This is a genomic window from Enterococcus sp. CR-Ec1, assembly GCF_002850555.1.
Lineage (GTDB): Bacteria > Bacillota > Bacilli > Lactobacillales > Enterococcaceae > Enterococcus_D > Enterococcus_D entomosocium.
Genome location: NZ_CP025223.1, coordinates 2,227,712 through 2,240,253 on the forward strand (window position 1 = coordinate 2,227,712; position 12,542 = coordinate 2,240,253).

General features: G+C 42.1%; 12 protein-coding genes. 1 reads left to right on the plus strand and 11 read right to left on the minus strand.

All coding sequences use genetic code 11. From position 1 onward, the window contains the following. The first annotated feature begins 16 nt into the window (after positions 1-16). A complete protein-coding gene (locus tag CXM95_RS10760) occupies positions 17-1,717 on the plus strand; it encodes a M3 family oligoendopeptidase (protein ID WP_008378475.1) in 1,701 nt (566 codons plus the stop codon). Positions 1,718-1,780: 63 nt separating this feature from the next. Here CXM95_RS10760 and CXM95_RS10765 read toward each other — a convergent pair whose 3' ends face one another. From CXM95_RS10765 to recN, 11 genes are all read right to left on the minus strand, one after another. Continuing rightward, positions 1,781-2,140 carry a phage holin family protein gene (locus CXM95_RS10765; RefSeq protein WP_005225788.1) on the minus strand — a complete coding sequence of 120 codons (360 nt, stop codon included), beginning with the start codon at positions 2,138-2,140 and terminating at the stop codon, positions 1,781-1,783. Continuing rightward, complete coding sequence (locus tag CXM95_RS10770) at positions 2,140-2,448, minus strand: PspC domain-containing protein (protein ID WP_016612239.1); 309 nt, start codon at positions 2,446-2,448, stop codon at positions 2,140-2,142. The genes CXM95_RS10765 and CXM95_RS10770 overlap by 1 nt, the downstream gene beginning before the upstream one ends. 49 nt (positions 2,449-2,497) lie before the next feature. Then, a complete protein-coding gene (gene liaX / locus CXM95_RS10775; protein ID WP_016612240.1) occupies positions 2,498-4,060 on the minus strand; it encodes a daptomycin-sensing surface protein LiaX in 1,563 nt (520 codons plus the stop codon). Between the two features lie 525 nt (positions 4,061-4,585). After that, positions 4,586-5,263 carry a phosphate signaling complex protein PhoU gene (phoU, locus tag CXM95_RS10780; protein WP_008378477.1) on the minus strand — a complete coding sequence of 226 codons (678 nt, stop codon included), beginning with the start codon at positions 5,261-5,263 and terminating at the stop codon, positions 4,586-4,588. Between the two features lie 11 nt (positions 5,264-5,274). Beyond that, positions 5,275-6,033: a phosphate ABC transporter ATP-binding protein PstB gene (gene pstB / locus CXM95_RS10785; RefSeq protein WP_005235379.1), complete on the minus strand. Its 759-nt coding sequence runs from the start codon at positions 6,031-6,033 to the stop codon at positions 5,275-5,277. Between the two features lie 31 nt (positions 6,034-6,064). Next, positions 6,065-6,871: a phosphate ABC transporter ATP-binding protein PstB gene (gene pstB, locus CXM95_RS10790; RefSeq protein ID WP_005225783.1), complete on the minus strand. Its 807-nt coding sequence runs from the start codon at positions 6,869-6,871 to the stop codon at positions 6,065-6,067. A gap of 13 nt (positions 6,872-6,884) precedes the next feature. Beyond that, complete coding sequence (pstA, locus tag CXM95_RS10795) at positions 6,885-7,769, minus strand: phosphate ABC transporter permease PstA (protein ID WP_008378478.1); 885 nt, start codon at positions 7,767-7,769, stop codon at positions 6,885-6,887. Then, entirely contained in the window at positions 7,769-8,689 is a 921-nt protein-coding gene (pstC, locus tag CXM95_RS10800) for a phosphate ABC transporter permease subunit PstC (protein ID WP_005235375.1), read from the minus strand. The genes pstA and pstC overlap by 1 nt, the downstream gene beginning before the upstream one ends. 97 nt (positions 8,690-8,786) lie before the next feature. Then, the gene (locus CXM95_RS10805) at positions 8,787-9,641 is read right to left on the minus strand and encodes a phosphate ABC transporter substrate-binding protein PstS (RefSeq protein WP_008378479.1); all 855 of its coding nucleotides are present in this window, start codon (positions 9,639-9,641) and stop codon (positions 8,787-8,789) included. Between the two features lie 399 nt (positions 9,642-10,040). Continuing rightward, positions 10,041-10,772: an alpha/beta hydrolase gene (locus CXM95_RS10810; protein WP_008378480.1), complete on the minus strand. Its 732-nt coding sequence runs from the start codon at positions 10,770-10,772 to the stop codon at positions 10,041-10,043. Positions 10,773-10,868: 96 nt separating this feature from the next. Continuing rightward, a complete protein-coding gene (gene recN / locus CXM95_RS10815; protein ID WP_008378481.1) occupies positions 10,869-12,542 on the minus strand; it encodes a DNA repair protein RecN in 1,674 nt (557 codons plus the stop codon).

Sequence of the window (12,542 nt, forward strand, 5' to 3'; positions counted from 1 at the left end):
TAAGGAGGGATTTTTAATGAAATTTTCAGCATACACGTATCAACGCCCTGATTTTCCAGTCTATCAAGAAACATTCAAAAAAGCATTAGCAAACCTTCAGTCAGCCGATACCTTCTCGGAGGCGAAGCAAGCTCTTGATGCTTTGAACGAACTAAGAGGAACGATCGATACCGCAATGAACTTGGCTTCGATCCGTTATTCGATCGATACCAACGATGCCTTTTATGAAACAGAAGACACTTTCTGGAATGAATACCAGCCTCATTTTGAAGCTCTGGATTTTCAATTCTATCAAGCACTCTTGGCTTCACCGGTCTTAGATGAATTAAAAGCCGAATATCCAGAAACACTTTTCTTGTTTGCCGAAAGCCGCGTGAAGCTTTTTGATGATGCCTTGATCGAATTGTTTCAAAAAGAAAACCAATTGGCTTCCGATTACAGCAAATTGGTCGCTTCTGCCCAAATCGACTTCCAAGGAGAAACCTATACCCTCGCACAACTGCGACCATTTACCGAAAATAAAGATCGCAGCGTTCGTAAAGAAGCGTTTGAAAAGCAAACGGCTTTCTTCACGGAAAATGAAGACCGTTTTGATCAAATTTATGACGAGATGGTCAAGGTTCGTACCGAGATCGCCCACAAGCTCGGCTTTGAAAATTACGTCGCCTTTGCGGATACCCAAATGAATCGTTGGGACTATGATCGTTCAATGATTGAGACCTATCGTCGTGAAATTTTAGAAAAAGTCGTCCCAATCACCCAAAAACTGTACCAAAGACAGGCACAGCGTAATCAATTGGCACAAGCAACTTTTACCGACTTGCCACTTGTTTATCCTAGTGGCAACGCAGAGCCTAAAGGAACACCTGAAGAACTAGTGGAAAAAGCCCGTGTGATGTATCAGGAACTATCCCCTGAAACTGGCGAATTTTTTGACTTTATGGTCGAACATGACTTGCTTGATCTCCTCAGCAAAAAAGGCAAACAATCTGGCGGCTACTGTACCTTTATCCAAGAATATCAATCGCCATTTATCTTTGCCAACTTTAACGGTACTTCGGGCGATGTCGATGTTTTGACCCACGAAGCTGGCCACGCCTTTCAAGCCTTTCGCTCTCGTTGGATCAAAGAACCAGAAATTTTGTTTCCAAATTATGAATCTTGCGAGATCCATTCAATGTCGATGGAGTTTATCGCTTGGCCATGGATGGACGCCTTTTTTGGAGAAGAAACAGAAAAATACAAATTTGCGCATCTTGCTAGCAGCCTGCAATTTCTGCCTTATGGCGTTTTAGTAGATCACTTCCAACAAGACGTTTATGAGCATCCTGAATGGACACCATCACAGCGCAAAGCCCGTTGGCGGGAATTAGAGCGCCAATACTGTCCAGAACGGGATTATTCAGAGTATCCAGACCTTGATCGTGGCTTGTATTGGTTCAGACAGGGGCATATTTTTGAATCACCTTTCTACTATATCGATTACACATTGGCACAAGTGTGTGCGTTCCAATTTTGGTATCGATTCATCGTGGCAAAAGACGAAACCGCTTGGCAAGATTATTTGGCCATTTGCGAAGTCGGCGGCACGAAAACATTTCTTGAGATCCTGGCTCTGGCTCATCTACGTTCACCTTTTGAAAAAGGAGCGCTTGATGAAACCTTACAGGCAGTAGATACGTATCTGTCAGCCATCAAAGAAGAACAGTTAAACTAAAAAAAGACGTTTCCGTTTCTCCACTAGCTTCGTAGCTAGTAGGAGAAAACGTGAAACGTCTTTTTAACGTGAATATTTTTCGATATGGTGTTCGGTCACGATCATATTGATCACTGACATGATCAGTGCCACTAATAAAGCAGCCCCAAACGAGGAAAAGCCGAAGTTGGCTGACCCAACAAAATACGAAGTCAAATTCAGCATGAGCGCATTGATCACAAAGGTGAAAAACCCAAGCGTCAGTAAAGTCAATGGAAATGAAATGACGATCAGAATTGGTTTAATCAAAGCATTCAGGATCGACAGTACAAAACTGGCGATCACTGCAGTCATAATGCTTTGAACGTGGATCATATTTGGTAATAGAACCGCCAATGTGACAAACGTCAGTGTATTCATGATAAGCCGTTGAAAATAAGACACTAGAAGTCACTCCAGTCCTCATCCTCTACCTTTTCCGCTTCTTTACGGGGACGATTTGCTTCATTGTATTTGTTTTGTTTGTAATATCGATTGTCATGACCATATCCTGAGGAGCTCTTGCGTCCTGAAGGAATCAAGACCGCCATGATGATATATAAAGTGATTCCAGGGAACCCAGCAGTCACTAAAGATAGAAAGACATAGATCACGCGAACGATAGTTGGATCGATTCGCAAGTATTCTGCCAGACCCCCTAGAGTCCCTGTAATGACAACGTTATTGGCTGATTTTGTTAATTTTTTGTTCATTTATCTACACCTTCCTTCTTTTCTTTAATGAGTGTATACTCAACTATTCTTATTTATCTGTATCTTTGATAAAGACATTTCCTGTTGTTGTGGATAGATCGATTTGTGCGACTTTATCGGCAACCCGACGGAATTGCAATAGTTGGTTTAGGCGTTCTTTTTTCTCCCGTACAACTTCCATCTCACTTAAGCGATTGTTAATGCTACCTAAACTTGTTTTGGCGATCCCTTCAAAACCGATCCCTGCAGGTAATGCTACTTTAACATTGCCATTTACAGAGCTGGCGTTTAATTTTTGGACCGTTTCTTCTTTGTAGGTCACACGGATATTGCCGTTTACTAAAGAAATACCGGTGTTTTGTGGTGTGGCTGTCAACGTCACGTCGCCATTCACTGTTTCGATGATGGCATCTAAAATCTCACCCTCTTGAACAGTGATCGTTCCATTCACGCCTTCAATCTCTAACATCGATGCGTTTACTTTGCGGAAATCGATATTGCCATTTGTTGATTTTGTATAAACATCTTTTGCATCCAATTCATTGAATGTAACATTTCCGTTCAATAGTTTTACTGCTACATGATCATAGGTACGTTTTGGTAAATAGAAAACCAGATCGGCACGAATGCGTTTGTTTGGAATTTGGAAGGAGATGCGTTCGTCATCGACATTGATTTGGCTTCTTGCTTCAAAAGCATCGAAAGGCTCCGCCGCATCCATTTTACCATATAGTTTGATTTTGGCATCTACTTTGACACCTGGTTCATCCCATAATTGGAAGGAAACATTGCCGTTGGCTAACTTCACATCGATCAATGTCGCTGCCGTTTCGTCATAGCTGAATGTGTGTTCAAATTTCGTCGCTGCAACACCGGGAACTTTCAAGTTGATATCTTTCCATTCCATGTTGTCGTTAACAGAATCCGTTACTGCTCGAACCGTTTTCTTCAAGAAGTGTCCGAAGTGGGTGCTGGCATCGACCATTTTTTCACTTACTTGATTGATAGTATCGGTCGCTTGCTCTTTCCAATCTTCTGGAATATCTAATTTTTGAGAGATTTTCTCTTTCGTTTGAGACCATTGGTCTTTGCGAATATTTTTTAGTTTTGCTTCCAATTCTGCTTTTTCTTCGGTTAAGCCATCTAACGTTTCTTCTAAGCCAGTAATGGTCGCTTCTGTTTCATGACGTGTTGCCAATTCCTCTTCTGACAATTGATCCAATTCTTCTTTGGTATTCAATTGCATCAGAGTTTCTTGCGCTTCTTTTAATTCTTCTTTGACGCCAAGAATTTCAGCATTGATTTCGTCCAACTCAGCAGATGCTTGGTTGGCTTCCGTTGCTAAGCCATCAAGAATCTTTTCAAGATTTTCTTTGTCTTGCGCTTCGTTTTGACGAAGTTTTTCTTCGCCGTCAAACGTGAACATCTCATCGTCATTTTCAGTATCATCAAATGGGCTTGTCGCATTCTTATCCGCGGTTACCTCAGCAGCAGCTTTGTTAATTTGTTTTTCGTCTTTGGCTTTTGCCATACCTTCTAGTAAATCTAAGGCTTCTTCTGTAGAAAGCACACCTTTTTTTACTAGATCCAATATACGTTCTCTTTCGTTCATGGAAATTGCCTCCTTCAGCAAATGTGTGATTGCAAGTTTAGCTTACGAACCTATTATGCCTTGTTTTTGCAAAAGTGTCATAGGTCTTAAGTACCAAGTTTTTCTCAATCTGCAGATTGGCAAGCAGAACCGGCACTTTTCTTCATTACTTTAGGCACAAAACGATCTTCCTTATCTTAACAGTACCACGAAAAACCATTGGAAACAAAAGTTTCAGCTAATAGCAGCCTTGAGGAATAGGCCTGCTAGAGTAAATGATCTATTGTTCATTTCACTGCGGGTCGGGGATGAAAAGAGCAGAAGGTTCAACTTGAAAAATTCGGTTACGATAGAATCGATTTCCATTGTCCATCTTTAGGGAAGCCATTTTATAATTTGTCTATCTTGTTCACGTCATCTATTTCAGTGATTCTTCCAAATCAAAAAGACCGCCGAGAGAAGTTACTCCTTAAAGGTCAACTTCTTTCGGCGGTCTGTCCCATCTCTTTTAAAAGAGATAAGTGATCAAGAACCTAAGCTGGTTTCTTAAATCATTTCCGTACGGTTTGTATTCAATTCACTGATTTTCCCAGTAGCAAGATACACGATCCATTCACAAATATTCGTTACGTAGTCACCGATACGTTCTAAGTACTGTGCAACAGATAAATAATCGGTTCCACTAACAACGGTTTCCGGATTTTCTTTCATACTCTCGATCGTTTTGTAATAGATGTCTTTGTAATACTCATTGACCCGATCATCCATTTGGGCAATCATACGGGCATCTTCTTGGTCAGTTTTTACATAGGCAACTAAAACATTATCGACCATTTTCTTCACATAATCCGACATATCAGAAATTTCTTTTTCGATTTCGGCGATCCGTGTTTCACCTTTGACCCGAATCGTTGACTTCGCGATCGATACTGCATGGTCTCCCATTCGTTCCAAGTCAGAGCTGGCTTTCATTACAGTAATGATCATTCGTAGATCGGTGGTTACTGGTTGTTGCAAAGCAATCATTTCAAAGCTCTTTTTCTCCAAACGAACTTCCATATTGTTGATCGCCAAATCATTTTCAATCACTTCTTGAGCAATTGCTTTATCATGTCTGACATATGCTCGTACGGATTTGTGGATCGCGCTGCTGACTAGCATCCCCATCTCATAAAATTGATTGTGTAGATTTAATAATTCTTCTTCAAACTGTGTACGCAACATCCCTTTTCCTCCTAACCAAATCTTCCTGAGATATAATCTTCTGTTTCTTTTTTGCTTGGACTTAGGAACACTTTTTTCGTGTCATTAAACTCGATCAAGTTGCCGTCCAAAAAGAACGCGGTTTTATCTGAGATTCTTGAAGCTTGTGACATGTTGTGAGTCACGATGATCATGGTATAGCGTTCTTTCAGTGCCAAAAGGGTATTCTCGATTTTCCCAGATGAAATTGGGTCTAACGCACTGGTTGGTTCATCCAGCAAAATGATTTCTGGATCGACAGCCAATACCCGAGCGATGCATACCCGCTGCTGTTGTCCACCGGATAAAGATAGCGCACTTTGGTGAAGCTTATCTTTGACATCTTCCCAGACAGACGCTGCTTTCAAGCTTTCCTCTACCGTCTTATCAAGAATCGCCTTGTCCGTGACTCCTTTTAATTTTAACCCATAAATCACATTTTCGTAAATTGAAAAGGGAAATGGATTCGGTTGCTGAAAAACCATCCCGATTTCTTTACGCAAATCAACGATGTCTTGCTTCGGACTATAAATGTCTTTCCCTTTATAGACAACACTTCCTGTAATTGTCACACCAGGGATCAAATCATTCATTCGATTAAGAGAACGCAAGTAGGTCGATTTCCCACAACCTGAAGGACCGATCATCGCAGTGATCTCGCCTTTTTTGATGGAAAGGTCGATTCCTTTTAATGCTTCTTTTTTTCCGTAGTATAAATGCAGATCTTTCGATGTAATAATTTCTTCTGCCATTGTTTTGCCTCCGTTTACTGATCGAATCGGCTCAGCCAAAATGACCGGATACGTAATCTTCTGTTGCTTTAATTTTTGGACGAGTAAATATCTTACGGGTCTCATCGTACTCGATCGCATTTCCTAAGTAGAAAAAGGCGGTATAATCGCTGATCCGAGCAGCTTGCTGCATGTTGTGGGTCACGATGATGATTGAATAGTCGTTTTTCAAGTTGATAAGAGTTTCTTCCACTGTCCCGGTTGAGATGGGGTCAAGGGCACTAGCTGGTTCATCTAGAAGCAAAATATCTGGTTTCATCGCAATTGCTCGAGCGATACACAGACGTTGCTGCTGTCCACCGGACAATGCCAAAGCACTTTTGTCTAAGCTGTCCTTTACTTGATCCCAAAGTGCGGCTTGTTTCAAGCTGGTTTCGACTGCTTCATCCAATTTCTTTTTGTTTCTTTCTCCATGACGTCGCAAAGCAAAGGCGATGTTGTCATAGATCGATTTACTGAAAGGGTTTGGTCGTTGGAAAACCATGCCGATCCGCTTACGCATTTCGAAGACATCGACTTCTTTCGTGTTCACGTCGACCCCTTTGTACATGATGTTTCCTGTGACTCTCGTATTTGCGATTCCGTCATTCATTCGATTCAAGGAACGCAGATACGTTGATTTTCCGCAACCAGAGGGACCGATCAATGCGGTGATTTTATTCTTTTCAAATTGTAGATCAATGCCTTTGATGGCTTCATTTGATCCATACCATACATGCAAGTCAGTGGTATAAAGCGCCACATCTTCTGGTTTATCGAAGGTAATGATATTTCGATCATCCCAATTGTAATCGTTCATACTGTCATTCTCCTTATGCTGACGTCATTTTCTTGTACAACCGTTTGCCAGCTGCACGGGCGCCAAAGTTAAATAGCAAGACGGCAATGATCAATACTGCCGAAGCTCCAGCTGAAACTTGTGCGCCATCAGGCATCGTGCCCTCTGTATTGATTTTCCAAATATGGACTGCCAGCGTCTCCGCTTGTCGGAAAAGACCGATCGGGCTGGAAACACTCAATGGATTCCAGTTTGTAAAATCAAGGGCCGGTGCACTTTGTCCTGCAGTATAGATCAGCGCTGCCGCTTCACCAAAAATCCGACCAGAACTTAGAATGACCCCAGTCAAAATCCCTGGTGTTGCTTCTGGAACAATGATGCGTGTGACCGTTTCCCAACGTGACAAACCAAGAGACAAGCCTGCTTCACGTTGCGTGTAATGAATTGCTTGAAGTGATTCTTCTACATTTCTCGTCAATAGTGGCAAATTGAAGAAGGTCAATGCCAAGGCACCAGAAATAATTGAAAAGCCATAACCAAACTGAATAACAAAGACTAAGAAACCAAAGAGACCGACAACCACTGAAGGCAGTGAGCTCAAAATCTCGATCGATGTCCGAATGATATCCGTTAACCAGTTTTTCTTTGCATACTCTGATAAGTAGATCCCCGCTCCTAAAGAAATCGGGAAGCTAATGATCATTGTTACTAAAAGCAAGTAAAGGGAATTGAACAATTGGATGCCGATCCCGCCGCCTTCTTGATACGCTTTTGAAGAAGAGGTCAGAAATTCCCAGCTAATGTGAGGAACCCCCCGAACCAAAATGTACAGTAATAAGGAAGCCAAAATCAAAACAATGATTCCAGCAACGGCATACAAGACGCCGGTAGCAATTTTATCTGAACGTTTTGCATTCATTATTTCAAGGCTCCTTTCTTCCCAATAAAGCGAATAACAATGTTAAATAGTAAGGACATCAATAACAAGATCAAGGCTAATGACCATAAAACATTATTTTGGACTGTCCCCATGATCGTATTTCCGATACCCATCGTTAGGATAGAAGTCAATGTTGAAGCTGGTGTCACTAAGCTAGTTGGCATCAATGCCGCATTACCAATAACCATTTGAATCGCCAATGCTTCACCAAACGCCCGCGCCATTCCAAAAACAACCGCTGTTAAAATACCAGGAACAGCTGCTCGTAAAACAACTTTGTAAATCGTTTGCCAGCGAGTCGCACCTAAAGCTAACGAAGCTTCACGATAATGCCGTGGAACTGCCCGCAAAGCGTCGACAGTCATCGTAGTCACTGTCGGTAAGATCATGATAAACAGGACAAACGTCCCTGCCAAGATCCCAAAACCAGTACCGCCAAAAACGGAGCGGACTGCTGGTACAACGACAGACAAACCGATGAATCCATAAACAACTGAAGGGATACCGACTAAAAGTTCGATGACCGGCTGCAAGATCTTCTCTCCATTACGAGGTGAGATTTCTACCATAAAGACGGCTGCACCGATGGCAAAAGGTGTTGCCACGATCGCTGATAAGAACGTTACGAAGAACGATCCTAGAATCATCGGCAAGGCACCAACTAACGGTTGTCCATCAGGTCCCACAGCACTCGGATTCCATTGGGTACCAAACAAAAAGTCAAACACATTGACTTTGTCTACAAAGAATGTCGCTAATCCTCGGCTAGCAACGAAATAAAAAATGGAGATCACAACCAAAACAATCAACGCGATACAAAGAAAACTGATTAGTTTTCCTCTTTGTTCCATTCTTGCGCGCTTAGATTTTTTTGTTAACACTTCTTTTACATTTTCCACGAGGGTTCCTCCTCAAAAATCAAACTAAACTCATAACCATTAGTTTATCGGTTCAACATCAATTTCTGTTAAAGCTTGTGTAAATTTTGTGTAAAGATTATTCAACAATATTGCCTTCCCAGTCTCTTTCCACCTGCATGATGGAAATTGGAATATAGCCTAGATCCCCAACGATATGCTCTTGGACTTCGTCAGAAAGCATATATTCTAAAAACTCAGCAGTTAATCCGGTTGGTTCTCCTTTTGTATACATATGCTCATACGCCCAAACTTTCCAATCATTCGTCGTCACATTTTCAATCGTAGGTTCAACGCCATCAATTGAAAGGACATTGACTTCATCAGTCACATAAGAAAATGCAACGTAGCTAATAGCCCCTGGTGTATCAGAAACGATCGAGCGTACCATCCCACTAGAATCTTGCTCTTGAGAAGGAATAGCGGTTTCGCCATCCATGATCCATTTTTCAAATGTGCTTCTCGTACCACTACCTGTCGCCCGGTTCAATAAAACGATTGGCAGATCATTTCCACCGACTTCGCTCCAATTGGTGATCTTTCCTAAGAAGATATTTTTTAGATCTTCTGTGGAAATGTCTGTGATACCAACTCCTTTGTTAACGATTGGTGTGATTCCCACCGTTGCCACCCGATGATCAACAAGGGCATCAGCATCGATTCCTGGCTTTTCTTCCGCAAACAAATCAGAATTTCCGATATCGACTGCACCGGCTTGGACTTGACTTAGTCCAGTTCCGCTTCCGCCTCCTTGGACATTGATGAACCGACCTGGATTTGAGTTTTGAAATTCTTCTGCAACTGTTTCTACTAGCGGCTGCAAAGCAGAGGAACCGACTGCGGTGATCGATTCTCCTCTATCTGCCCAGCTTGCACATCCTGAGAGTAAAATAACCAATCCGATAATAGGACTTAGAAGTTTAAATTTTTTCATCATAACGCTCCTTGTACTTTCGTAAGTCATTGATCTTAAAAATCAATTATTTTCATTTTACCATTAGTTGAATTTAATGAAAATTATTATTTGCTTTTTTTTCTGGAACAGCGTCCGTTCGTTTATTTAAAACGCTTTTTTTCTTTCTCAAAATAACTGTTTCGTAAAAAAAATGACAGAATTTCTTAATTAAATTACGTGCATCCAGAAGGTATGCTATGCTATACTGTGAGAGGAAACGTATTTTAAAAGAACATAATTATTAATCTTGCTTCCCCAATCAAGTACAATATGTTGTTATGTTCAGCGTTTTCACGATTTCATCAACATTTCCCCAAAATGTCTGTTGAATCGAAACGGCAGAAAGAAGCATTTCTATGCATCTTCTGCCGTCTTTTTTTACTCTAATTCACTTAGCCACGCAGCCATCTGCTCAACGATGGCTTTTTGCTGTGCTTCATTTGATAAATCAGCAGCGGCTTCTCCTTTTTGTAACCCATAGGTACCAAAGCCAGCATGATTGCCGCCTTCGATCGTTTGGAACGTGGTAGATTCTGGAAGGAAGCTGCGGGCAGCTTGCCAATTTTCTTGATTGACCACCTGATCTTGACTCCCTGTCAACGATAGCACAGAAATCGACTGATCAGCCAAAGACCCTTTTTCATCGGGATAGCTTGCGAAGAAAAAGACCCCTTTTAAATCCTTGTCGTTTGCAGCCAATTGATTCGCTGCAAAACGGCTCGCCATTACCCCACCTAATGAATGACCACCAATGACATAGGAGTTATGGGGAATTTCTTTCAAGACCTCTTCTGCACGATTGCCTGATAAAACAGCCATGTTAAAGGGCATTTTAACGATCGCGACAGGATAGCCTTTTTCCGCTAAACCTGCTGCCCATACACTATAGCTTTCCGCATCGACAAGGGCGCCGGGATAGAAAATGACCAATGGCTTTTCTTCATCTCCAGCAAAATAAAGGACATTCCCCTCATCTTCTGCCTCTTTCGCAGCTGTGACTGCAGCATCAACTGCTGGGTAGTGTAGTTGTTGCCAACCGATCCAACCGGCAATAGTTAAAATAACAACGGTGACCAATACACCAATCAAAACTTTTGTTCTTTTTCTCATCATATCCTCCTGCAAAAAAGAAGATCAGGAAAGGATGGCAGACGAAACTTGCTGGTCCATCATCTCCTGAATCTTTCTACGAATGTTTCCCAATTTTTATCGGTGTGCAAGTGCCAATAGTTCTCGTGCATGTTCGATCGTTAAATCGGTGATTTCTGCACCTGAGAGCATACGGGCGATCTCTGCCACCCGTTCTTCTTTAGATAGTTTACGGACGTGGGTTTCTGTCCGTCCTTCTTGAATTGCTTTTTCAATAAAATATTGATTATCCGCTACAGCAGCTACTTGCGGCAAGTGAGTGATACACAAAACTTGCGAATTGGCTGCGATCTTGGCGATTTTTTCAGCAATTGCTTGGGCTACTCGGCCACTGACCCCAGTATCAACTTCGTCAAAAACAATACTGGTGATTCCTTGTTTCCGAGAGAAAATTGATTTGAGGGCCAGTAAGATCCGTGAAAGTTCTCCCCCAGAAGCAACCCGCACCAACGGCTTCATGCCTTCACCAGGATTTGTGGTCAAATAAAATTCTACGGTGTCAAATCCGCTGCTACTCAATTGTTTTGAGCCAGGTGCAAACCGTACTTCAAATTGTGCGTGCTCCATGTACAGCTCTTTTAACTCTTGAACGATTTCTTTTTCTAAACGATGAGCCAGTTCACGTCGTTTGACGTGCAAGGCTTCCGCCAGCTGCCAAACTGCTTCAGCTTTTTGGGCAAGCTCTTCTTCTAATTGCTCCAACTGACCTTCTGTATAGGCAGACTCGCTGATTTCTTTACTGATCTCATCATAGTAAGCAAGAATCACAGGAATCGACTCCCCGTATTTGCGCTTCAATTGACGAATCGTTTCCAGCCGCGAAATGACTTCTTCCAGTCGGCCTTCATCTAATTCAAGATTGTCGACTTGCCGCGAAATATCAGTGGCTGCATCTTGCAACAAGTAATACGCACTTTGGATCGCTTCACTGATTTTTTCGTAAGCCGGATCAAGATGGGCGATTGACTGGATCTCGGATAAAGCTACACTGACCCCATCTAGGCTATTGACTTCTTCGGCAGATAAGGCACCATAGCTTTGCCCTAGAGCATCCACGATTTTTTGATAATTGGTCAGTTTTTCTCGTTCATCGATCAGCAGTTCTTCTTCATTTCCCATCAATTCTGCTTGGGCGATTTCTTCTTGTTGAAAACGCAACATGTCCATTCGCTGGACATATAGCTGTTCATTTTCTTGAATGGTCCTGACGTGTTTTTCTAAAGAGCGATAGCTTTGATAGGCTTGACGGTAATCCGCAAGCTCCGCTTTAAAGCTATCATCCCCAAACCCATCCATCAAGGTCAAATGTTTTTCTGGCTGCAGCAGCTCTTGATGCTCATTTTGTCCTTGGATATCGACCAAGAATAAACCGATTTGACGCAAAACCGACAAGGTAACGGTTCGACCATTGACACGACAAATATTTTTCCCCGATTGAGAGATATCTCGTTGTACGATCAAAACTTCTTCTTCATCAATACCTAAATCTGCGGTCAAGTCTTTGAACTCCTGCTGATTCGGCCATTCGAAGATCCCTTCTAAACGGCATTTCTCTGCTCCTTGACGCAAATAGTCGCTGGAACCTCTACCGCCTGCTAGCAAACCCATCGCATCGATAATAATTGATTTCCCGGCACCTGTCTCACCTGTCAGTGCCGTCATTCCCTCATGGAAAGATAAGTGCAAGTTGGAAATAATCGCAAAATTTTGGATCGACAATTCTAAAAGCAT

Excerpts from the sequence above, each read along its gene's own strand:
- CXM95_RS10760 (WP_008378475.1), top strand. The coding sequence starts at position 17 with ATGAAATTTTCAGCATACACGTATCAACGCCCTGATTTTCCAGTCTAT.
- CXM95_RS10770 (WP_016612239.1), bottom strand. The coding sequence starts at position 2,448 with ATGAACAAAAAATTAACAAAATCAGCCAATAACGTTGTCATTACAGGG.
- liaX (WP_016612240.1), bottom strand. The coding sequence starts at position 4,060 with ATGAACGAAAGAGAACGTATATTGGATCTAGTAAAAAAAGGTGTGCTT.
- phoU (WP_008378477.1), bottom strand. The coding sequence starts at position 5,263 with ATGTTGCGTACACAGTTTGAAGAAGAATTATTAAATCTACACAATCAA.
- pstB (WP_005235379.1), bottom strand. The coding sequence starts at position 6,033 with ATGGCAGAAGAAATTATTACATCGAAAGATCTGCATTTATACTACGGA.
- pstB (WP_005225783.1), bottom strand. The coding sequence starts at position 6,871 with ATGAACGATTACAATTGGGATGATCGAAATATCATTACCTTCGATAAA.
- pstA (WP_008378478.1), bottom strand. The coding sequence starts at position 7,769 with ATGAATGCAAAACGTTCAGATAAAATTGCTACCGGCGTCTTGTATGCC.
- CXM95_RS10805 (WP_008378479.1), bottom strand. The coding sequence starts at position 9,641 with ATGAAAAAATTTAAACTTCTAAGTCCTATTATCGGATTGGTTATTTTA.
- CXM95_RS10810 (WP_008378480.1), bottom strand. The coding sequence starts at position 10,772 with ATGAGAAAAAGAACAAAAGTTTTGATTGGTGTATTGGTCACCGTTGTT.
- recN (WP_008378481.1), bottom strand. The coding sequence starts at position 12,542 with ATGCTTTTAGAATTGTCGATCCAAAATTTTGCGATTATTTCCAACTTG.